The following is a 23029-nucleotide window of genomic DNA, read 5'->3' as shown; positions in this document are numbered from 1 at the left end:
GGAATCTGCGGATTCCGTTCTTTTTATTTGAAGCGATAGGCATTTTTGTCTGCTTGTTTAACGGTGTACATCGCTTCGTCAGCACGAATCAGTAGAAGACTCGTCGTCGTTCCATCTTCCGGGTAACGTGCGATCCCGATCGAAGGCGTGACGTGCATCGTCTGCGCTTGATAAAGAAATACCTCATTCAGATGCTTGAGAATACTTTCTGCGTAATGGATCGTGTCCGCTCGATTCCGATGCAAGAAGACGATGAATTCGTCACCGCCAAGCCGTGCTGCCATCTCCGCTTCCTGTAGGTCCGCTTCTAGCCGTCTTGCGGTCTCTTGTAGAACGAAGTCCCCCGCGTCATGACCGAACTGATCATTGATGTCTTTAAAGCCATCTAAGTCGATGAACAATAACGATCCTTCTTGCCAATGTGGTAATTCATTTGATAGAACTTCCTCGAAGTAACGACGATTCGGTAATCCAGTGAGCGCGTCCTGGTATCCGAGCGAACGTAGCATCCGTTCTTCTGTCAAAGCATGTGTTCGGTCCGCTAAGATGATGTAGAAGTCATGCTCGCGCGGAATCGAAATGACGGTCACTTCAAAAGCGCGCCCGTCGTCGAGTTGCATTAGTTGATGTTCGATTGGTGTTCCTTGCCAACTGATCGGAACGATCTGTTCCATCAGTTGATCCGGAAGCTGTCCGGCAGGAAAGTACTGTTCCGCAATCGGATTCATCGCTTTTTCATGACCGTTGGCATCCATCCGAACGATTGGGTACGGATGATTCAAAAATAGCCGTCGGTACTCTTCCTTTCGCAGTTCCAGGCGCTCCGTTTTTTCGTTGACGCGTTGCAACAACTCATTTTCCGAGAGGCCCAACTCACGCAAGAGTCGTGTGTTTTGACGCTCGGAGAAAAATTGGCGTACGAAAAAGAGCGAGAAGAGACCAATGAGACTACTCCAGTAGATGGTAGATGGGATCGACACATACGAGATCCCACCGACGACGATTAAGAGACTGAGGTAGGGAAGATACGAGATCGTCCATCGTTCAGAGGCTTCGGGCGAGTGTGTTTTTCGATAATAATGCAAGAGACCGTATAAGCTGACCGGATACAACGGGAAGAACCAACTGGCGATGTCGAGCTGATCCCGGATGAAAAACGTATAGTAACCAAAAATTGCAAAGATGAAGAGAAGCATCGATCGAATCAGTAAGCGATGTGATGTACTGTGCAAGCTGGTTGTATAAAGTAAGAAGAAAAAGAACAGTTGTGCGATAAAGCTAAGCGCAAAACCGCTCATCCCAACGAGTTCAATGGAAGAACGAGCAATATCCGGTATATACCGTAAGATGATCGTATAGCCGAAGACGAATGTCATACCGAAGAGTAAAATCCCGTCGACGTAAAGAAGCGGTAAGCGCCGGACCGTCGTCCAATTAATCTGTTTCGCGAATGTCCGTGCCGTCAGGATAAAAAAGCCGGTAATCGTCAGGTTGACGACGGTATCGAGCTCCGGTGGATGCCAGGCAGTTGGTAAGAAGCTGAAGACAAAGTTCAAGGTGATACCGATCGTGAACCACTCGATTGCTCGCCGGATAATCGGTAACGTACCGGACGAACGAGCTACCCATGAGCAGTAGAGGAGTCCAGCAATCGTACTGAAGACAGCAAAAATCGGACCAGCATGAAACCAGCTTGATCCGAGAATGGCAATGTAGGTAACGATGACATACCACTGGACGCAAAACATGTGCCGCATGCGTGATCCTCCTTTTTATGTAGTTTCGTTAGACGTTATGTGTTTCACGGTACAATTCCCAATGTTCCCGTGCTTCTTTTTTTGTCCGGTCCGACACGATCTTACTTTGGAAGATGAGACCATACCATTGTTTTGCATCATCTGTCCGTTTTAAGACAGCATACAAATCACTGATGCGTAATAACAGGACATCGTGGGGAATGCCGGTACGAACCGCATCGGTATAGTTGAGATACAGGGCTTCGTACTTTGTGACCGATCGTTCCATCCACTGCAATTCTTGTGCTTCGTCACCGAGTATCCGGTACATCCAAGCGATCCGGACGCCGAGCATGGCAAGAATCGCTTCTTTTTGTCCCGTTACTTGGGCGGTATAGAGTGCTAATTTATACAACTGTAAAGCTTGTTCAATCGTTCGTTCTGTGGCTGCGAACGGTAACACTGGGAGCGTCGGCAAGATTTGCTCTTCGAGCGTCTGACGCACGTCCGTCCGCAACTTTTCAAACGACTCATGAAAGATGAAGCGGCAGTGGGAGCACTGAATCGGTTCGTACAGGTAGGGGTTCGATCCTTGGTAATGGACGAAACCATCAAAACCCGTTCGCTCGACCCGAATATGACGCGACAAGACACGCTTCGTCTCTGTTTCTTTTAAGCAATACGTACACTTACATTTTTTTGAATATAACTCAGGCATGGATAATCTCCTCGTGTTGTCGGATTAGACAAAGACGTTGACAAGCATGCCTTTGATTTCACCGACTTGATCTAAAATATCAAGTCGTCTTGATTCTCCGGATAAGACGGTGTCCGTCAATTGCAATAGTTTCGTATCGACTTGTTCGACGACTTTATAGATTTTCGTTCGTCCGCGACGATTGAAGCCGCGTTTCTCTTCTAGTTGTTGTGACTGATCCAGTGCATCCTTCAGGAAGTCCTTGATCTTCTCCTTGTAGCTCTCTAGGTTTTCGATCGTATGACTCTCAGCGAGGAGTTGACCATGTTCTTCAACAAGCAGTAACTTTTGCTGAAGACGTTCATAACCTTTATGTTCTCGTTTATCCTGCATTAAGGCAGAGAAGGTCGTCGATGCCTCGACTTCCCGAGTACCGGACCGAGCTACCTGGAGCCGTTGGGTTTCTTGAATGCGGCGAATGTCCATAACTGACACTCCCTTCTTAGTTGAGTAGTTGCAAGACGCCTTGTGGTAACGCGTTCGCTTGCGCAATCATGGCCATACCGGATTGGTTGAGGATATTATATTTTGCATACTCCATCATTTCTTGTGCCATATCGGTATCGCGAATTCGCGACTCAGATGCTGTCAGATTTTCACGACTTATTCCGAGGACGGAGTTTGTTGCTTCGAAGCGATTTTGGATAGCCCCAAGTTTTGCTCGTTGATTGGAGACACTATCAATCGCTTTGGTGTATAAAGAAATAGCTGAATCAGCACTTTCACGAGTCATTACACTCAGTGAGTATTCTATCGAACCACTTGTCTCTGATAGCTGTGCACTTGTTGGTGAAGGGCGTACTGTGGTACTGATTCCAAGTGATAATGCACGCATGTCTTCTACAGTGATTGTAATTCCTTCATTTGCACCAGCATTCGATTGAATGAAGATAGCATTCTTTCCTTCACTGAAGTCACCCGTCAAAATATCTTTTCCGTTGAACTGAGTCGTCTTCGCGATGCGCGTCACTTCATTCGTCAACTGGTCAATTTCTGATTGAAGTGAAGAACGGTCTTCAGGAGCAAGTGTTCCGTTACTTGCTTGGACGGCAAGTTCGCGCATCCGTTGCAAGAGACTATGTGTTTCAGTCATACCACCTTCTAACGTTTGTACCATCGAGATTCCGTCAAGGACGTTCTGTTCCGCTTTATCGAGGGCTTGCAAGCGATTCCTCATCTTTTCAGAAAGAGCGAGACCAGCTGCATCGTCCGCAGCCCGATTGATTTTTTGTCCACTCGATAGTTTGTCCATCGTCGTCTTAATACTCAATTGATTCGCCGTCAGGTTACGATACGCCTTTAGTGCTTGGACATTGTTTGAGATTCTCATTCGTATGCCATCCTTTCATATCCTGCATGGTGGGTTGCCCGAGCAAGCGGGCGCTTATTTGTACTTGCTGCTTGCCATGTAACTAGCAATTCTTCAGCAAGGAAAAGTGCTTCCGTGAGCACGTGATGTTCTGTGTAGGCACGCATCGTCTGTTGACCGAGGTAGAAATACAAGGCTTCGAGTTGAGACGTGATGATTCCGCCGTCGTCATGCAGTCCTTCTGAGAGCTTCGTCAGTAGCGCGTAGGCTTTTTGCAGACGTTCATTCATGTGATCAAACGCTTTTACTTCAATCGCTGATATCGCCTGTTCATACTGAAAGACAAGTCCTTGCAACATTTTTTCCGTCAATTGTTGTGGGGTCATCTGATACAGTTCTTGTTCTGTCATATCTGTCGTCCTTTCGCGTGGTCCAGTTCTTCGATCAATAAGAGGAGTTCTGCCATGACGTCATAGAGTTGCGGTGGAATTGCGGTCCCGAGGTCGAGATCGAGCAGATGACCGAGTAATGAGGTATCGTGTTCGACAGCGATTCCGTTGGCGCGTGCTTCCTGCAAGATCCGGTCTGCCGCTTGTCCTGTTGCGCGAGCAACGACGACGGGTGCTTGTCCGGACGCTTCATCGTAACGCAGAACGGCAGCAGATTTTCGGTGCTTCAAATCGATTTTCTGGTACATGGCTTCCTCCTTTAAATCCGGTAATCGTACCCGTTTGGCGTCTCATCCTTCTGCGTAGCAACGTCTTGACGTTCTTCTTTCGTAAACGGTCGGAACTGAATCCGGACATCCTGATAACCGGTCGCTTCTAAGGCGTCCGTCGTCCGTTCGAGGAACGGTGCGGCAAGTCGCTCGAGAATCGGAAGATCGTTTTCGATCGTGATTTGCATCTTCCGATTGACGGTTTCGACCCGTACGCCGATATCCCCGAGACGTTTCGTATTCAGCTGGACGTACAACGTATTGTTTTCCCAGTCGATCACTTCATCCGGTCGCTTGTTTTGAAGGTGAACATGAAGACCGGCTGTCGCTTCGACGATCTGGACCGGTAGCGATAACAGAATCTGATTCAACTGCTGTTGATTGTCAGGCTTATTGATTTGCTGTTGCGTCGTCAAGAATGACTGAAGTTTCGAAGCTTCCGGATTGAGAGTCGGAGCAGCGAGCTTCAACTCGGCACTTTGCAGCTGCAGTGCTTTTTGAACCGTTTCTTGTAAAACCCGCGGACTGTTTTGTTTCGGCTCATACGGTACGAGCTTTGCCGGTGCATCGCTTGGCGTTCGTGTGCTTGGTGCGTTCCATTCCGGTAAATAGGTCGGACGGACGTTCGCTGGCGCGTAGCGGAAGGCTTCAAAGCCCGTGCGGACTTCTTGTAGCAGTGCCTTCGCTTCCGTTCCCCGACCAAGGGAAGCGAGTTCAGCACCGCGTTCGAGCTTCGATAAAAAGTGGATCAACTGTTTCTCATCCCGCATCGTCGTATGCAACATCGCGTCCGTTTGCTGGAACATCTGCTTCAAGCGATGTGCTGTACTTTCGATGACAGCAACCATTTGCACCGGGCGGGACTCGACGAGTGGTTCGATTTGTCGCAGTTGTGACACAATCGTTCGCTGTTGGCTCTTGAAGTCGTTCGTCACTTCCGCTAAGCGAGGCGTCACCTCCCGGACGAGCGTCAGAGCCGACCGTATCGGAGTGGCTTGCTCGACCGGACTTGCGGCACGTGCCGTCAGACCGATCAATTGTTCACGGACACTCGTCTTCGGCTCAAGTGGAGCTTGCGGGAAGTGAGGTGTCAGTTGTTTACGGACCGTTTCGACGTCTCCTTGCTCAAGCGCCGTGATGAGTGCGGGACGTTCCTTCGCTGGCAAATGTTCAATGTACTGACGCATGTGCAGCGGTGTCGCGGTCTCGATATCACGCTGCGTCGGTAAGGTGACACGTGCGACGTCAAGCGCAACGGCTTTTTCGAATGTCGGTTGGTCGCGTAAGGCGTCGCGTTCCGGAAGGACATCGACGAATTCTTCTGTCGTCGCTAACAGACTATCGATCAATAGTTCCGCTTCCGGTGGAAGGGAATTGTCAGGACGCGAGACGAGTTCAAGGACAAGATCCTTGTAGCTGCCTTGAAGGGCCGTGACCAGTTGGGCGACGACTTCCGGTGTTTGAGGCAACTGACCGCTCGCAAGAAGTTTTGCGACAGCCGGTTTCAGTTCTGCCGGCACGCCTTCGAGTAAAGCAGGATCGACGTTTGACGGAATCGAGACGGCGGACGGTGTTTCAGCGTCAGGTCCTGAGACGGCCGGTAGCTGTTCGATCAGATAACCTTCTGCCGTTTGACCTTTCACTTTAAACTGGAAATCACCTGTCGGAACATCTCCAGTGAATGTCATCTCGATTTTATCCCGTCCGACTTGAACGAGCGCCGTATGCGGTCCTGTTTGTTCCAAGACGGTTCCTTTATATGTCTTCGTCTCCGAAAGCACGGTTTGTCCGGCAGGTACCGTCGAACGAGCTGGATTCAACTGGATATTCATCAAACGTCCTCCTTTTTTCAAAATACATCATCTTATTATATATCGGCAGAAACGAAAAAGGGTTGAGCGAAAATATCGCCCAACCTTCGTTTTTTCAAGATTTGATTGCATTAAAGCGTTCCTCTAATGTCATCGCGTTCAATTGTTGATAGCGAGCCATAAGCTCACCTGTTGCTTTCATTTGGTTGCGGACGATGTAAGGAGAGGCGTTCACGGGAAGGATCATGCCATTGCGGGTCTTCAGCTTAGTCTGTCCATCCTCTTCGAGGACATCAATCATATGACTCCAAGCGTACCATTCGCAATCATCACGTTTCGGTGATTTGGTAGGGAAAAAGACGAGGCCGAGTGACGGTTCGATGACAATCGGGACTTTTCCTTTCACGGATGCGACACGTTTTGCGGTGACGATCCGTTCCTCAATAGAACTATTGTACTGCCTGCACGATAATTGCAACAGTTGATACGGTCGAAGTGGCGTCATGATGGTAGAACCATCTTCTAGCACGATGATGGACTGCTTCATCATGTCGTAGCAAGGTAAGATCGCTACGGTCCGCTTCGTGATTCGATACTTTTCATCATTATGGAATGGTCGCATGTCGACTACATCCTCCTCAAATGGGACAATGGATAAAACAGGTAATTACTAACGATATAATACAATATTACAAATGTAATGACAATGTAATTTTTTGAAATATAGAACAATGTCTTGGTGGAAATTGATAATTACGTGGTAATGGTTTCTAAATAATCAGAATTTTTAATTGTCAATAATTCCTTCTTTTGATAGACTAATTCGTGAGAGCTTGCTCTCGTACTCTGGTTTGCGAAGGGAACGTGAATTCGAATGGAACAAGGTAAAGTCAAATGGTTTAATGCTGAAAAGGGTTATGGATTCATCGAAACGTCTGACGCGAAAGACGTCTTCGTACACTTCTCAGCGATTCAAGTCGATGGCTACAAATCACTTGAAGAAGGCGAAGAAGTGGAATTTGAAATCGTTGAAGGCGATCGTGGTCCACAAGCTGCGAACGTTTCAAAGATCTAATCAATAGCAGCCGCCACCGTTTTTAGGCCATCCGCCTAAAAGCGGTTTTTGTTTTGAGTTCGAATAAAACGGGTATATACGTTAACATCAACATGCTTCAATATTATCGTACGCTAAGAACAGATGGGAACGTTCATGAGAATGTCATCGTTTTCATGGTCTTCCTTCACTTATCGTGCTATAATAAAAACGAACCAAAGAATTTCGAATATTCAGAAGGAAACGACTGAAGCATCTCGAATTCATAGGTTCAACCGGTTACTTAAGGAGGAGTTTACATGATCTACAACATTCGCGGTGAAAACTTGGACGTCACAGATGCTCTCAAGGATTACGTCGAGAAAAAGCTTGAAAAGTTAACTCGTTATTTTACAACTCCTACGGAAGCGCAAACGGCTTATGTCAATCTCAAAGTCAACAATGAGAAGCAAAAAGTCGAAGTGACGATTCCAATGCCAAACCTCTTGCTCCGTGCAGAGGATATCAATGGCGATATGTATGCAGCAATCGACCTCGTCGTCGATAAGCTCGAACGTCAGATCCGGAAACACAAAACGAAGTTGAACCGGAGAGGACGCGCTAAAGAAGGCGGCATCGGAGAGTACTTCAAAACGCTCGAAGGACCGGAAGCGGAAGCGCCAGTCTATGAAGAGGACGAGGCAGAACTCGAACTCGTTCGGACGAAGCGTTTCACACTCAAACCAATGGACACGGAAGAAGCGATTCTTCAGATGGACATGCTCGGACACGCATTCTTCGTCTTCTCAGACGCAGAAACGGGCAACACGAACGTCGTCTACCGTCGTAAGGATGGTCGTTACGGTTTGATTGAACCAGAATAATGAATGCAACAGGGACTCGCTCTTACGGGCGAGTCCCTTTTTGATATGATGGAAAACTATTTTTAAACAAGGTACGTTTGCTCTATGACGAAAGACCAAGACCGCTACTCGGTCCGCTTGTTGAAATTTGACGTCGTATTCGGTACACTGAATAAAGGAAAAATCTCGGAATTCTGTTCGTTCAAAGAATCGTTCGAAGTAAGGGGACTGTAAGGCATGGCTAATTTTCTAAAAGAATTATTTGCACCAACGAAACGTGTCCTGAAGAAAGCCGAAAAAGCAGCAGACGCTGTGGAAGCATTCGAGGCACAAATCGGTGCGTTATCGGATCAAGAACTCGAAGGAAAAGTCGTTGAATTCCGTGAGCGTCTCGCTAACGGAGAAGACTTAGATGATATTTTACCGGAAGCTTTCGCGGTCTGTCGCGAAGTGTCAACACGCGTTCTCGGCATGCGCCACTATCGCGTTCAGTTGATCGGTGGATATGTCCTGCACAACGGGGACATCGCTGAAATGAAGACCGGGGAAGGTAAAACGCTTGTTGCAACACTCCCTGTGTATTTGAATGCCCTCGCTGGCAACGGCGTTCACGTCGTTACCGTCAACGAATATCTCGCAAAACGTGACCGTGACATCATGGAGCCTCTTTATGCGGCTCTTGGTCTATCAGTCGGCTTGAATCTCTCAAGCATGTCACGTCAGGAAAAACAAGCAGCATACAGCTGTGACATCACGTACGGGACGAACAACGAGTTCGGTTTCGACTACTTGCGTGACAACATGGTCCTCTATAAAGAAGACCGTGTCCAACGACCGCTCCATTACGCTGTCGTCGATGAAGTCGACTCCATCCTCGTCGATGAAGCGCGGACACCACTCATCATTTCAGGGTCTGCCGAGAAATCGACAGCGCTCTATTCGCAAGCAGATGCATTCGCGAAAATCATGAAAGCAGATGAAGACTACACAGTCGACATCAAGACCAAGAGTGTCCTGTTGACGGAGCAAGGGATCGACCGCGCTGAGAAATATTTCGGCATCGATAACCTGTTCGGTCTCGAGCACGTCTCACTCAACCATCACTTGAGCCTCGCACTGCGGGCGAATGCCGTCATGCATCGCGACGTCGACTATATGGTTCGTGAAGACGAAGTCATGATCATCGACCAGTTCACAGGTCGTGTCATGGAAGGACGTCGTTACTCAGAAGGTCTGCACCAAGCGATCGAAGCGAAGGAAGGCGTCGAGATTCAACGCGAATCGATGACGCTTGCGACGATCACGTACCAAAACTTCTTCCGGATGTATACGAAGCTTGCCGGGATGACGGGTACAGCGAAGACGGAGGAAGAAGAATTCCGTAACATCTACAACATGCACGTCGTACCGGTTCCGACGAACAAACCAGTCGTCCGAAACGATATGCCGGACTTGATCTTCAAGACGATGAACGGGAAGTTCGCTGCTGTCGCAGACGAAATCGAACGTGCCCACCGTGAAGGACAACCAGTCCTCGTCGGTACGGTTGCCGTCGAGACGTCGGAGTTGCTCAGTAACATCCTCAAAAAACGTGGCATCCGTCACGAAGTCTTGAACGCGAAGAACCACGCACGTGAAGCAGAGATCATCGAGAACGCCGGTCAAGCGAACTCGGTCACGATCGCAACAAACATGGCCGGCCGTGGTACCGACATCAAACTCGGTCAAGGTGTCTTAGAAAAAGGCGGTCTCTACATCCTCGGAACAGAGCGTCACGAATCACGCCGTATTGATAACCAGCTCCGTGGTCGTGCCGGTCGTCAAGGGGACCCAGGGGCATCACAATTCTATCTCTCACTTGAAGATGAATTGATGCGTCGTTTCGGTTCTGATTCGCTGCAATCGATGATGGATCGTCTCGGAATGGATGATTCACAACCAATCGAGAGCCGGATGGTGTCTCGTGCCGTTGAATCGGCTCAAAAACGCGTCGAGGGCAACAACTTTGATGCGCGGAAACAAGTCCTCGGCTACGATAACGTCATGGCAGACCAACGGAAAGTCATGTACGCGGACCGGGCAGCGATTCTTGATGCGGGTTCCGTGTCAGATATCGTCCGTCCGATGATCGAGCAGACGATCGAAGCAGGCGTCCATCAGTACACGCCGGTCGAGTTCGTACCGGAAGAGTGGAGCATCGGTGCGCTTGCAGAATGGGCGAACCAGACGCTTGCGATCGAAGAGAAGGTCACGGAAAGCGACATCTTCGGAAAAGAACGCGAAGAAATCATCGAGTTGCTCAAAGAGCGGACATTCGCACACTACGAGCACAAACGGTCAGAAGTACCAGCCGAAGCATTCGATGAGTTCGAAAAAGTCATCGTTCTTCGTGCCGTTGACCAACACTGGATGAACCATATCGATCAAATGGATCAACTCCGTGAAGGGATTCACCTCCGGGCATACGGTCAAAACGACCCGCTCCGTGAATACCAATCGGAAGGTTCGATGATGTTTGATGCGATGAACGCTGCGATCGCTGAAGAAGTGACGCAATTCGTCCTTCGGGCAGATCTCGATCCAAACCTCAAACGCGAAAAAGTCGTTCAAGACGAAGTCGCGGTTTCGGGTAAGGAAGATAAAGCGGTCAAGAAAAAGCCGGTCCGGAAAAATCCAAACGATCAAATCGGACGCAACGATCCGTGCTGGTGTGGATCCGGTAAGAAATATAAGAACTGTCACGGCCGTCAGGCATAAGTGATGAATCGACTGAAAGAGAGGCAGGAGATTCCTGCCTCTTTTCACGGAAAGAGAAGGTGGAACACATGGAATTAGCAGAAATTCGCAACACCGCCGAGTGGATGGAAAAGAAACTCGACGAATATAAGGCATCACTCGACCTCGAGTCGAAGATTGCCCGGATCGAAGAACTTGAAAACGAGATGACGTACCCAGACTTCTGGAACAACCAGGAATCGGCACAAAAAGTCATCGATGAGTCGAACGGCTTAAAAGCGATGGTCGACAAATACAAAGAACTCGAAGCAGGTCACGAGAACGTCGCTTTGACGTACGAATTGATCAAGGAAGAGCCGGATGCGGATCTTCAAGAAGAGCTCGAGTCAGAACTTGGCGACCTCAAGAAGAAGTTCGAAGACTTCGAACTACAAATCCTCTTGAACGGCGAATATGACGCAAACAACGCGATCCTCGAGTTACACCCAGGTGCGGGTGGTACCGAGTCGCAAGACTGGGCATCGATGCTTCTCCGAATGTACCAACGTTTCTGCGACAAGCAAGGCTGGAAAGTCGAAACGATGGACTACCAACCGGGTGATGAAGCAGGTGTTAAATCGGTCACGCTCCGTATTCAAGGGCACAATGCCTATGGATACTTAAAAGCCGAAAAAGGGATCCATCGTTTAGTCCGGATCTCACCGTTTGACTCGTCAGGTCGCCGTCATACATCGTTCGTCTCGTGTGACGTCATGCCGGAATTCAACGATGACATCGACATCGAAGTCCGTACGGAAGATTTACGGATCGATACGTACCGTGCCTCTGGTGCCGGTGGGCAGCACATCAATACGACGGACTCGGCTGTCCGGATCACCCACGTTCCGACAGGCGTCGTCGTCTCATGTCAACAAGAACGGTCGCAGATCAAAAACCGTGAAGCGGCAATGAAGATGTTGAAAGCGAAACTCTACCAACGCGAAATCGAAGAGCAACAAAAGAAACTCGACGAGATCCGTGGTGAAAAATCGGATATCGCATGGGGTAGCCAAATCCGTTCGTACGTCTTCCACCCATACAGCATGGTCAAGGATCACCGGACGAACTATGAAGTCGGGAACACGCAAGGAGCAATGGATGGTGACATCATGGGCTTCATCGATGCGTACCTCCGTCTCATGAATATGTAAGACAACCAACCAGTCGGACGATGTTCGACTGGTTTTTTGAACGTCAAAGGGGGAACAGTCATGCAGGAGCAAAGTCGGGTCAACAAACAGGGGTGGGAGTACCGGGCGTATGAATTTTGGGAGAAACGTGACGGGACACCAGCAGAATATGCGGCAGTCATCAAACAAGATCCAGTAGCAAGCCTGAAGAAACACAGGCATCATCTCGAAGACGTCGCCGGGAAGACGATCGCGAACATCTGTGGTTCGAACGGACGCAAGGCGGTGCCGTTAGCGTTACTCGGGGCGGACGTCACGGTGTTTGATATTTCAGAGGAGAATGCCAAGTATGCGCTTGAACTGGCGCACCATGCTGAGACATCAATTCAATATGTCATCGGCGATCTTTATGCGATCGATCTTGAACGATATCGTGATACGTTTGATCTCCTCTACTTAGAAGGCGGGATTTTGCATTATTTTGCGGATCTCGAGCGTTTTCTGCAGATTCTGTTTACGATCTTGCGGCCTGGTGGACAGTTGATCCTTAGTGACTTCCATCCAGTCGGACGCTGGATCGATGCGGATTTGACGTATCGACCGCGTTATTTCGATCAAGCGTTGCAAGCGGGTGACCTGGCGTACAAGCCACACTTTACGGACGCGGAACAAACCGATTTTCCGGACGTCTCCGTCCGTTACTTTACGCTGAGCGAGATCTTTAACGGGATCATCGCGACGCGATTCACATTAGACCGGTTCGATGAGCATCGTGGCTGGAACGGTGAGAACATCCCGTCCGAGTTCACGCTACTCGCAACGAAACCACTCGAAGGGAGCAATAGCTGATGATTATCCGTAAAGAAGGCTTCAAGGATGCAGCGGGAATCCGACTTGTCCATGAAGCAGCGTTCGAACAACCGAGCGAAGCGAACCTCGTGGATGCGTTACGCGAGGACGAAGCCGCGCAACCGGTCTTTGGTCGCGTCGCGATGACCGACAAAGGAGAAATCGTCGGTCATGTCCTCTTGAGCCGAATCCATATCGGTGACATCCCGTCACTTGCCTTAGCGCCGGTCGGTGTGTTGCCGGCTTGGCAACGAAAGGGCATCGGTTCTGAGTTGATCCGCCAGGTGATCGAGGATGCACGGGATGCCGGTGAATCACATATCGTCGTGCTTGGTCACGACAGCTACTATCCACAGTTTGGTTTCGAACGGGCGATCGACTACGGTATTGAGCCACCGTTCCCCGTTCCGCCAGAAGTCTTTCTCGTCCTTGCACTCGAACGGAATGGGTTGCGTAGCGTCAGCGGCATCGTCCGCTACAGTCCCCCCTTTAGTGCGGTATAAAGGGAACACTGTGAGTTGTTCCGCCTCTCTAGTCGTTGTCTGACTTTTCCGCTAAAATGAAACACGAGAATCAATCGATAAGGGGAAATGGAATGTCATGACATCGACACGTCAGGAAGTCGTGCGCGATTATGCGTATTTGTTAATCGGGTCCTTGTTCGTCGCAAGTGCCTTTAGTTTATTTTTAGCACCGAATCAACTCGCTTCAGGAGGCGTTAGTGGCTTATCGATCGTCTTGAACGATCTGTTCGGGATCTCACCCGGCTTGTTCCAACTCGTCGCGAACGTCGTCTTGCTGGCGATCGGGTGGATGATCCTCGGGATGGGTTTTGGTGTCAAATCACTCGTCGGGTCAATCTTTTTACCGGTCGTCATCCTTGTCTACGAGCGGTTCGATGTTCCGGCTGCGACGATGAATCCGATGCTTGCCGCGATCTTCGGTGGTGCCGGTGTCGGGATCGGACTCGGTCTGATCTTCCGGGGACGTGCCTCGACCGGGGGAATGGATTTGATTGCGCAAATTTTGCATCGCTTCACGAAATTGCCGCTTCATCTCTGTATCGCCTTGCTCGACGGAACGATCGTCATCAGTGCAGCGACAATCTTCTCGCTTGAGATCGGACTGTACGCGCTCGTCGCCTTGTTCATCACGATCAAGATGATCGACGTCGTCCAACTCGGGATCACGAACGACAAGCTCGCTTATATCATCTCCGATCAACGGGAAGCGTTAGTGAAGGAAATCTTCGAAACGCTCGATCGCGGAGCGACGGAGATCGAGGCGGCAGGTGCGTTTACGCGGACACGGAAACCGATGCTGATGGTCGTCGTCCGCCAAGGGGAGATCACAACGCTTAAAGAAATCGTCAAACACATCGATCCGTCAGCGTTCCTCGTCGTCAGCGAAGCGCATGAAGTTCTCGGACTCGGTTTTACGGACGACAAACGCTACCGGAATGTGCCGTAATTGTTCCAAACTCGTGAAGTTTTTGTGAAATCATGCTTAACTCTTCCGGATAACGGTTATACTCTAACTAGGATCAGAAGCGTTTACTTAGATACTTACAAGAGGGGGATATCCGGATGAAGCTGAAAAACTTGTTACTCGCGTTAGGGTTAGGCACGACGCTTGCACTCGCAGCATGTGGTGGTAGTGACGACTCCAGCTCTAGCGATTCGTCAAGTACGAAGGAAGAGTCGACGATGAACGATGATTCGTCGAAGACGGAAACAGCTGTTGATGCGGAAAAAATCTTCGCGAACAACTGTGCATCGTGTCACGGGAACAACCTTGAAGGAAATGTCGGACCAAATCTGACGAAGGTCGGCTCGAAATACTCTTCAGAAGAGATTCAAGAGATCATCAAGAACGGGAAAGGGCAAATGCCGGCTGGAATCCTCAAAGAGGATGAAGAAATCGTTGCCGTTGCTGACTGGCTCGCGGATAAAAAGTAATTATGGGATATGATGGGGTATGAGATGACAGACACGACATGTGTTCGTCATCTCGTACCTCTTTTTTATGGTATCATCGCTTGAAATGACATTTGATTGTAATGTGCGTTCAATTTCGTCCCTGTTATAATGGTGGTCGGTAGGTTTTTAGACCTATCCATTCAGCATCAGTAAATAAATAAGGATGTGAAGTACGTGATCAAGATGCAACGAATCAGTAAGATTTATCCGAACGGCGTCACGGCACTCCGTGAGGTCGATTTGACGATTGATCAAGGCGAATTCGTCTATATCGTCGGTCCGTCGGGTGCGGGTAAGTCAACATTCATGAAAATGATGTACCGCGAAGAGAAACCAACGAGCGGTTCATTTTTATTTAAAGGAATCGAAGTCGGTAAGTTGAAGAACCGTCAAATCCCCGAACTTCGTCGCCAAATCGGCGTCATCTTCCAAGATTTCAAACTACTCCCGTCATTGACGGTTTATGAAAATGTCGCCTTCGCATTAGAGGTCGTAGGAGAAGACAAGTCACAAATCCGCCAGAAGGTGCTCGAGGTACTCGATCTCGTCAAGCTCAAGCATAAGGAACGGAACTATCCGGATGAATTATCTGGGGGCGAACAACAACGAATCTCGATCGCGAGAGCCATCGTCAACCGTCCGTCACTCGTCATCGCCGATGAACCGACAGGAAACTTGGACCCGGATACTGCATGGGAGATCATGGAAGTGTTCGAAGAGATCTATCGCCGTGGGACAACGGTCGTAATGGCGACACACAACCGAGACATCGTCAACAAGATGCGTCATCGTGTCTTAGCGATCGACGGTGGAAAAATCGTCCGAGACGAAGAGAAAGGAATGTACGGCTATGAAGTTTAATGGATTCCGTCATTTACGGGAAGGGGCAAAAGGTCTCGTCCGGAACGGCTGGATGACATTCGCTTCAGTCAGTGCCGTTACCGTCACACTACTTCTCGTAGGAATATTCGCAATGCTCATGTTCAACGTCAACAAGATTTCTGATAACGTCGAAAAAGATGTCGAAATCCAAGTCTTTGTTGAACGGGAAGCAGACCAAGCAAAAATTGATTCAGTTGGCGATTCATTGAAGCAATTACCGGGTGTCGCCTCTGTCCGTTATAGTTCGAAAGAAGAAGAACTGGACCGCTTCAAGGAGCAACTTGGCGAAGGTTCACAAGCGTATCGGTCTGTTGAAAAAGATAACCCGCTTCACGATCGATACATCGTCAAAGCTACCTCACCAAAAGAGACAGAAACACTTGCAAATTCCATCAATAAAATGGAAAATATAGATAGTGTCGAATATGGTAAGGACTATGTTAAAAAGATGTTTAACTTCCTTGAAGGAGTTCGGATCGGTGGAATCATCCTGATCGTCGGTTTGACGTTCATGGCGATGTTCCTCATTTCGAATACGATCAAAGTCACGATCTTCTCCCGTCGTCGGGAAATCGAGATCATGCGTCTCGTAGGAGCGAAAAACGGATTCATCCGTGCACCGTTCTTCGTTGAAGGGTTGTTGATGGGGATATTGGGTGCAATCATCCCAATTGTCGTTGTCTACTTTGGTTATGAAGCCTCGTATAATGTGATTCAACCTCAACTGGCAACGATTAACGAAGGAATCTTCTCACTGATTCCGCCAGGACAATTATCACTAGAGGTCGTCTTAATCTTACTCGGTCTCGGTGCATTTATCGGTGTCTGGGGATCGACAACGTCACTCGGTCGTTTCTTGAAGATTTAATCGATTCATTTAAAAATAAAATAGAGGAGAGATGCTTCTCATGAAAGTCCGATTCTATTCTGTCGTCCTGAGCTTAGCTTTGATTGGAACTAGCGTGTCCGTTCATGCCACGTCGAAAGAAGATTTGTTGAAGGAACAACAGGAGGTCGAAAGCCGTCTAAAAGAGACGGAACGATCACAGAATCAGACATCAGAGAAGTTGATCTTGACGAAACAGCAGCGCAAGGAAGCCCGTGCGCAACTGGATGAAGTCAACAGCCGTTTGGATGATTTAGCGCGTAAGATAGCCGATCAACAAGCGGCTGTTGTTGCATCTAAGGAACGATTACGTCTGACGGAAGAAGCCATTTCCGAAACGTTGAAGGAATTACATCAACAAGAAGATTTACTAGGCAGTCGCTTACGTGCCGTCCAGCAAAAAGGAGACGTTACCTACATCGAGGTCTTGCTTGACGCGAAAGACTTCGGTGATTTGATTTCGCGCTTCAGCACAGTCAGTGAGATCATGAAGCAAGATGATGATGTCCTGCAAACATATAAGACGAACGTCAGCCAGTTGAACGAACAGCGATCCGAGCAAGCGTTGTTGCTCGAGAGTCTGAAGCGGGAGCAACGGAAATTACTTGTCCTTCAGACGCAAATCATCGCGGAATCGGAGTTGAAGCGAAAGCTGGTCGTCCGGTTGAACACGAAGGTAAAAGCGTTGCAACAAGAGCAGTTCTCAAAAGCTGAAGAAGCAGAAATTCTCGCTGATCAGCGACAGTTGATTCAAAATGAACTGGCTGCACTGAAAGAAGCAGAACGAAAAGCAAAAGAAGAAGCAAAGCGACGGGCAATCGAGGTAGCACGTCAAGCCGAAGCGAAGCGAGTAGCAGAAGCCAAACGGCAAGCAGAAGCTGCGCGTGCTGCTGCAGCGAAACAACAGGAAGCGGATGCTGAGAAAGCGGATGCTGAGAAAACGAAGCCACCCGTCCCTGAAGTCGAAGTACCTTCTGAAACACCTGATACACCAGCAGACGTCGATTCGAATCGCCCATTTCATTTACCGGTGCAAGGATATGTCTCATCACCGTTCGGTCCACGAAACAATCCGTTGACTGGAAAGCCGGAGATCCATAAGGGGATCGATCTCGTCAATGCGAAAGGGACGCCGATTCATGCGGCAGCCGGAGGAATTGTTTTACGTGCAGGCAGTGCGACGGGGTATGGCAATGTCGTCATGGTGACTCACTTAATTGATGATCAGGTCTATACGACCGTTTATGCCCACTTGGAGTCAACCGATGTCAAAGCCGGTCAAACGGTCATGCCAGGTCAAACCGTCGGCACACTTGGATCAACCGGCTGGTCGACAGGACCGCATCTGCATTTCGAATTGCATAAGGGAGAGTGGGCTGCCGGTCAACCCAATGCAGTCGATCCGGCACCGTACATCTTTTGACATCCCATAGAATACTGAAAAGATAGGGTAACCTATCTTTTTTTGCTATACTGAAAAAAATAAGGCGTTTTTTAACGGAAGTGGGGAATCAAGCGTGAAAAAATCTACAACAGCAGTCATCGCGGTCAGTACCTTCGGGCTTGGTTTAGGGGCAGGCGCCGTCGGGATGTTAGCGGCGGGCGGAACGGATTCTGTCTCGACGTCATCGTCGTCTGCGAATGCGACGGGTGATTGGAAAAAAGTTGATCAGGTCCGTCAAATGATCGAACAGAACTATCTAGAGGACGTAACGGATAAAGAACTGCTGGACGGTGCATTATCCGGTATGGCGGAAGTGCTTGACGATCCGTATTCCGTCTATATGGATGAGTCGGAGACAGCATCGTTCAATACGAATCTATCGTCTTCATTTGAAGGGATCGGTGCGACACTGGAACAAAAAGGCGAGTCGATCGTCATCGTCTCACCAATCAAAGGATCACCCGCTGAAAAAGCCGGGATCAAACCGGGTGACGTCATCTTAGAAATCGACAGCAAGTCGACGAAAGGGCAAAAGACGGATCAGGCGGTCAAGAAAATCCGTGGTGAAAAAGGAACGAACGTCGTCCTGACGATTCAACGCAGTGGTCAAGACGCGATGGACATCACGATCAAACGGGATACGATTCCGATCGAGACGGTCTATACGTCGACCGAAGACGTCAACGGGAAGAAGATTGGTGTCTTGCAAGTGACGCAGTTCTCAGAACCGACGGCTAAAGAGTTCGAGAAGGGGCTCGCGAAACTCGAGAGTCAGAATATCGATGGACTCGTCATCGACGTTCGCGGAAATCCGGGCGGTCTTTTGACGGCTGTCTCAAGCATGATTGCACCGTTCATTCCGAAGGACGTTCCGATTTATCAAGTCGAGAACAATAAGGGAGAGCGTCAGCAGGAATTCGGGAAGGCAGACGAGAAGAAACCGTATAACATCGTCGTGCTCGAAGACGGCGGATCAGCGTCCGCGTCCGAGATTTTGGCAGCCGGTCTGAAGGAAGGTGCCGGGGCTGAGGTCGTCGGTACGAAATCGTTCGGTAAAGGTATCGTCCAAAGTGCCTATGACTTGAAGGACGGTAGCGATTTGAAGTTAACGACGAACAAATGGCTGACACCGGACGGCAACTGGATTCATAAAAAAGGCGTTAAGCCGACGATTGAAGTCAAGCAACCGGCGTACTTCAACGTCACGAAGATCCTGACTGATCAAAAGTCACTCACAGTCGGCGATTATGGAAAATCAGTCGAAAATGCTCACCTCGTCCTCGAAGCAATCGGTTACGAGCCAAAAGGACAAAATGGGTATTTCGGTGACACGATGAAGCAAGCCGTCGAAGCCTTGCAAAAGGATGCGAAGCTTGATGTCACTGGAAAAATCGATCAGCAGACAGCGGGTGAGATGGAGACGCGTCTCCTGAAGAAACTCGAGGACGATAAGAATGACGTCCAGCGGAAAAAAGCACTCGAGGTCGCTGCTCAATAATAAGGAATGGAAAGAGGTCTGAATGCGCGTGGAATTACTCGATGAAATTGGTTGGACCGCGATTAGTCTCATCGCCAGTCCGACCTTGTGGTTAGCACTCCTTGTCAGTTGGGTCATCGGCATCCGGCGTGTCAAACGGGAACGTGGACTATTTCGCTCCCGGACACACGGTAAACGAAGCGATGTCCTCGAAACACTTTTACCCGGGTTACTAATTGGTCTCGTCTTATCCGTCGTCAGCGGCTGGCTCGGATTGACGCTGACGCCGCAATACGCTCTGTTGTTACTCGGACTCTCGAGCGTCCTGCTGTTGGTCGGGATCGTCCGCTTGAACGTACCGCTTTGGCCGATCGTCTTGCTTGGACTTGCCGGCTGGTTTCTAATGGATGCACGTCTTGATCCGGTTCGAGCGGTTGATCCGCAAATGATTTTATTGCTTGCGACGTTAACGCTCGTCGCGGAATGTCTCCTCGTCTGGTGGCGCGGGCAACGACGCCTGTCACCGTCACTGGTCGTCTCGAAGCGTGGTCGCTTCATCGGTGGGCTGTCAGCGAATAAACTTTGGCTATTGCCCTTGCTCGTCTTTGTTCCGGGCGACGTGCTTGAAGCTTGGTGGCCACGTTACAGCTTCCCAGAGCTCGTTCCGATCGTGCTTTGGTTACCGATCGGCTTCAGCTTCCTCTTTACGGGTAAGTTGCCGAAAGAATTGATGCGTCCGCTCGTTCAAGGACGTTTGATCACGAGTCTCGTCGCGATTCTATTGACGGTTCTTGCATACGTCACCGGACAAGCTGAATGGCTGTACGGAATCGTCTTGTTGCTCGTCCTGCATATCTTATTGCATCAGCGGGTCAAACGCTTGAACCGGGCGCAAACACCATTGTTCCTCAATGGAACGCGTGGTGCCGTCATTCTCGGAACGCTACCTGATAAACCGGCTGCTGAGATGGGCTTGATTCCGGGTGAAGCCATCTACAAGGTCAACGGCGAAAAAGTCGATTCGGAAGCATCGTTCTACGAAGCGATCCAAAAACACAAACCGTATCTGCGTCTTGAAGTCATGAACCATAACGGCGACATCCGGTTTGCGCAACGTGCCTTCTATGAACAAGATCATCATGAACTTGGTATCCTGTTCGTCAACGAGCCGGTCCATGGTCGCACTAAAGTGCGGTCCTTGCATTAACGAGTAAATCCCTGTCACGGAACAGCCGTGACAGGGATTTTTTTGTCGGCAGAAAAATCGAGGGTCAACACTCGAAGCAAAAAGAAACTTTTGCATTTTCGAAAAAAAGGGTAACTTCCTAAAAGGAGCACTTCATAATCGAATGTTTGTTCGTAAAGTGGTACAATAAAAATAGATTTTTTACTTGATGAGGGGGAAGCAAACGATGGATTTTGAACTCGTTTCACCATTTGAGCCAGGCGGTGATCAGCCGACGGCAATCGAAAAATTGGTGACTGGGCTAAAACAAGGCGAACGACATCAGACGTTGCTTGGGGCGACCGGTACCGGGAAGACGTTCACGGTCTCGAACGTCATCAAGGAAATCAAGAAACCAACGCTCGTCCTTGCCCACAACAAAACACTAGCGGGGCAACTCTACTCGGAGTTCAAGGAATTCTTCCCGAACAATGCGGTCGAATACTTCGTTAGTTTTTATGATTATTATCAACCGGAAGCGTATGTGCCGTCGACGGATACGTTCATTGAGAAGGACTCTTCGATCAACGATGAGATTGATAAACTACGTCACTCGGCGACGTCCGCCCTGTTCGAACGGGAGGACGTCTTGATCGTTGCTTCTGTTTCGTGTATCTATGGTCTCGGTAACCCGGAAGAGTATAACAACCACGTCTTATCCTTGCGTGTCGGCAATGAGATGGGGCGAAACGAGATGCTCCGTCGTCTGATTGACATCCAGTATGAGCGTAACGACATCGACTTCCAGCGCGGACGGTTCCGCGTCCGCGGAGACGTCGTCGAAATCTTCCCGGCGTCACGCGACGAACAGTGTGTCCGGGTCGAGTTCTTCGGTGACGAGATCGAACGGATTCGTGACATGGATCCGCTGACAGGTGAGATCGTCGCGGATCGCGAGCACATCTCGATCTTCCCGGCGTCCCACTTCGTGACGGGGGATACTCGTCTGCAGAAGGCGATCGCGAACATCGAGAAGGAACTAGAGGTCCAGCTTGCGAAGTTGCGTGAAGACAATCAGTTGCTCGAAGCGCAACGGCTCGAACAACGGACGAACTACGACCTTGAGATGATGCGTGAGATGGGCTATTGCTCCGGAATCGAGAACTACTCGCGTCACTTGAACTTGATGCCGGAAGGGGCAACACCGTATACGTTGCTCGATTACTTCCCGAAAGACTTCTTACTCGTTGCCGATGAGTCACACGTCACATTGCCGCAAATTCGCGGGATGTATAACGGGGACCAGGCGCGGAAACAAGTCCTCGTCGATCACGGCTTCCGTCTTCCGTCGGCAAAAGACAACCGTCCGTTACGATTCGAGGAGTTCGAGGAAAAAGTCAGTCAGGCGATCTATATCTCGGCGACACCAGGACCGTATGAACTCGAACATTCGAAAGAGATGGTCGAGCAAATCATCCGTCCGACCGGTCTCGTTGATCCAACGATCGAGATTCATCCGATCACAGGACAAATCGATTACTTGATGGATAACATCCGTGACCGGGTCGCGAAGAACGAACGTGTTCTCGTGACGACACTGACGAAGAAGATGGCAGAAGATTTGACCGATTACTTGAAAGAGAATGGCGTCAAGGTCAACTACATGCACTCGGAGATCAAGACGCTGGAACGGATTGAAATCATCCGTGACTTGCGGCTGGGGAAATACGATGTCCTCGTCGGGATCAACTTATTACGAGAAGGACTCGATATTCCGGAAGTCTCACTCGTGACGATTCTTGATGCCGATAAGGAAGGTTTCCTCCGTTCGGACCGTTCGCTGATTCAAACGATTGGTCGGGCGGCGCGGAACTCGGAAGGACACGTCATCTTGTTTGCTGATAAAGTCACCGATTCGATGCAACGCGCAATCGATGAGACGGAACGCCGTCGCGCAATCCAGATGGCGTTCAACGAAGAACATGGCATCACGCCGCAGACGATCAAAAAGGACGTCCGTGGTGTCATCAGTACGACGATCGAGAGCGACGACACCGTCGAAAAACTCGAGAAGTTCAACAAACTCAAAAAACCGGAGCGCGAAACGTTGCTTGAACAGCTCGACCAAGAGATGCGTCAAGCGGCGAAAGACATGCAGTTCGAACGAGCTGCTGAGCTCCGCGACCTCATATTAGAATTGAAAGCAGGTGCCTAA

Annotated in this window: 23 protein-coding genes; 15 read left to right on the top strand and 8 right to left on the bottom strand. The window is 49.5% G+C overall.

Annotated features, from left to right (window positions below; translation table 11 throughout):
- Window positions 1-23 precede the first annotated feature (23 nt).
- From KNQ12_RS05890 to KNQ12_RS05855, 8 genes are all read right to left on the bottom strand, one after another.
- Window positions 24-1757 carry a GGDEF domain-containing protein gene (locus KNQ12_RS05890; protein ID WP_214746731.1) on the bottom strand — a complete coding sequence of 578 codons (1734 nt, stop codon included), beginning with the start codon at window positions 1755-1757 and terminating at the stop codon, window positions 24-26.
- A gap of 28 nt (window positions 1758-1785) precedes the next feature.
- A complete protein-coding gene (locus KNQ12_RS05885) occupies window positions 1786-2454 on the bottom strand; it encodes a DUF2225 domain-containing protein (protein ID WP_214746728.1) in 669 nt (222 codons plus the stop codon).
- 24 nt (window positions 2455-2478) lie between these two features.
- Window positions 2479-2919, bottom strand: a complete 441-nt coding sequence (locus tag KNQ12_RS05880) for a YaaR family protein (protein WP_023469254.1) — start codon at window positions 2917-2919, stop codon at window positions 2479-2481.
- A 16-nt stretch (window positions 2920-2935) separates the two neighbouring features.
- Window positions 2936-3823 carry a flagellin N-terminal helical domain-containing protein gene (locus KNQ12_RS05875; protein ID WP_214746725.1) on the bottom strand — a complete coding sequence of 296 codons (888 nt, stop codon included), beginning with the start codon at window positions 3821-3823 and terminating at the stop codon, window positions 2936-2938.
- Window positions 3820-4212: a flagellar export chaperone FliS gene (locus KNQ12_RS05870; protein ID WP_214746722.1), complete on the bottom strand. Its 393-nt coding sequence runs from the start codon at window positions 4210-4212 to the stop codon at window positions 3820-3822. Before KNQ12_RS05870 ends, KNQ12_RS05875 begins: the two co-directional genes overlap by 4 nt.
- A complete protein-coding gene (locus KNQ12_RS05865; RefSeq protein ID WP_214746720.1) occupies window positions 4209-4499 on the bottom strand; it encodes an EscU/YscU/HrcU family type III secretion system export apparatus switch protein in 291 nt (96 codons plus the stop codon). The genes KNQ12_RS05870 and KNQ12_RS05865 overlap by 4 nt, the downstream gene beginning before the upstream one ends.
- Before the next feature lie 11 nt (window positions 4500-4510).
- Window positions 4511-6352 (bottom strand): hypothetical protein, encoded by a 1842-nt coding sequence (locus KNQ12_RS05860; protein ID WP_214746718.1) that lies wholly within the window; start codon window positions 6350-6352, stop codon window positions 4511-4513.
- 94 nt (window positions 6353-6446) lie between these two features.
- Window positions 6447-6953 (bottom strand): competence protein ComK, encoded by a 507-nt coding sequence (locus tag KNQ12_RS05855; RefSeq protein WP_023469249.1) that lies wholly within the window; start codon window positions 6951-6953, stop codon window positions 6447-6449.
- 252 nt (window positions 6954-7205) lie between these two features.
- On the opposite strand from KNQ12_RS05855, the gene KNQ12_RS05850 reads away from it, so the two are divergent.
- From KNQ12_RS05850 to uvrB, 15 genes are all read left to right on the top strand, one after another.
- A complete protein-coding gene (locus tag KNQ12_RS05850) occupies window positions 7206-7406 on the top strand; it encodes a cold shock domain-containing protein (RefSeq protein WP_023469248.1) in 201 nt (66 codons plus the stop codon).
- A 278-nt stretch (window positions 7407-7684) separates the two neighbouring features.
- Window positions 7685-8248 carry a ribosome hibernation-promoting factor, HPF/YfiA family gene (gene hpf, locus KNQ12_RS05845; RefSeq protein WP_023469247.1) on the top strand — a complete coding sequence of 188 codons (564 nt, stop codon included), beginning with the start codon at window positions 7685-7687 and terminating at the stop codon, window positions 8246-8248.
- A gap of 84 nt (window positions 8249-8332) precedes the next feature.
- Window positions 8333-8461 (top strand): hypothetical protein, encoded by a 129-nt coding sequence (locus KNQ12_RS17135; protein WP_285222520.1) that lies wholly within the window; start codon window positions 8333-8335, stop codon window positions 8459-8461.
- Between the two features lie 3 nt (window positions 8462-8464).
- On the top strand, window positions 8465-10984 hold the full coding sequence (gene secA, locus KNQ12_RS05840) for a preprotein translocase subunit SecA (protein WP_214746716.1): 2520 nt from the start codon (window positions 8465-8467) through the stop codon (window positions 10982-10984).
- 68 nt (window positions 10985-11052) lie between these two features.
- Window positions 11053-12153: a peptide chain release factor 2 gene (prfB, locus tag KNQ12_RS05835; RefSeq protein WP_023469245.1), complete on the top strand. Its 1101-nt coding sequence runs from the start codon at window positions 11053-11055 to the stop codon at window positions 12151-12153.
- Between the two features lie 60 nt (window positions 12154-12213).
- Complete coding sequence (locus KNQ12_RS05830; protein ID WP_214746714.1) at window positions 12214-12981, top strand: class I SAM-dependent methyltransferase; 768 nt, start codon at window positions 12214-12216, stop codon at window positions 12979-12981.
- Window positions 12981-13484 carry a GNAT family N-acetyltransferase gene (locus KNQ12_RS05825; protein ID WP_075642818.1) on the top strand — a complete coding sequence of 168 codons (504 nt, stop codon included), beginning with the start codon at window positions 12981-12983 and terminating at the stop codon, window positions 13482-13484. The genes KNQ12_RS05830 and KNQ12_RS05825 overlap by 1 nt, the downstream gene beginning before the upstream one ends.
- A 97-nt stretch (window positions 13485-13581) precedes the next feature.
- Window positions 13582-14451 (top strand): YitT family protein, encoded by an 870-nt coding sequence (locus KNQ12_RS05820; RefSeq protein WP_023469242.1) that lies wholly within the window; start codon window positions 13582-13584, stop codon window positions 14449-14451.
- Between the two features lie 116 nt (window positions 14452-14567).
- Window positions 14568-14939 carry a cytochrome c551 gene (gene cccB, locus KNQ12_RS05815; protein WP_023469241.1) on the top strand — a complete coding sequence of 124 codons (372 nt, stop codon included), beginning with the start codon at window positions 14568-14570 and terminating at the stop codon, window positions 14937-14939.
- 195 nt (window positions 14940-15134) lie between these two features.
- Window positions 15135-15821, top strand: coding sequence for a cell division ATP-binding protein FtsE (ftsE, locus tag KNQ12_RS05810; protein WP_023469240.1), 687 nt, complete (start codon window positions 15135-15137; stop codon window positions 15819-15821).
- Window positions 15811-16710, top strand: coding sequence for a permease-like cell division protein FtsX (gene ftsX / locus KNQ12_RS05805; protein ID WP_023469239.1), 900 nt, complete (start codon window positions 15811-15813; stop codon window positions 16708-16710). Before ftsE ends, ftsX begins: the two co-directional genes overlap by 11 nt.
- A 40-nt stretch (window positions 16711-16750) precedes the next feature.
- The gene (locus tag KNQ12_RS05800) at window positions 16751-18151 is read left to right on the top strand and encodes a M23 family metallopeptidase (protein ID WP_214746712.1); all 1401 of its coding nucleotides are present in this window, start codon (window positions 16751-16753) and stop codon (window positions 18149-18151) included.
- Window positions 18152-18245: 94 nt separating this feature from the next.
- Window positions 18246-19670, top strand: coding sequence for a S41 family peptidase (locus KNQ12_RS05795; protein WP_214746710.1), 1425 nt, complete (start codon window positions 18246-18248; stop codon window positions 19668-19670).
- A gap of 22 nt (window positions 19671-19692) precedes the next feature.
- Window positions 19693-20856, top strand: coding sequence for a PDZ domain-containing protein (locus tag KNQ12_RS05790; RefSeq protein WP_058264665.1), 1164 nt, complete (start codon window positions 19693-19695; stop codon window positions 20854-20856).
- A 205-nt stretch (window positions 20857-21061) separates the two neighbouring features.
- Window positions 21062-23029 carry an excinuclease ABC subunit UvrB gene (gene uvrB, locus KNQ12_RS05785; protein WP_023469235.1) on the top strand — a complete coding sequence of 656 codons (1968 nt, stop codon included), beginning with the start codon at window positions 21062-21064 and terminating at the stop codon, window positions 23027-23029.

Origin of the sequence: Exiguobacterium sp. s11, from assembly GCF_018619015.1 — a bacterium.
GTDB lineage: Bacteria > Bacillota > Bacilli > Exiguobacteriales > Exiguobacteriaceae > Exiguobacterium_A > Exiguobacterium_A indicum.
This window is presented reverse-complemented; position numbering and strand designations above follow the sequence as displayed.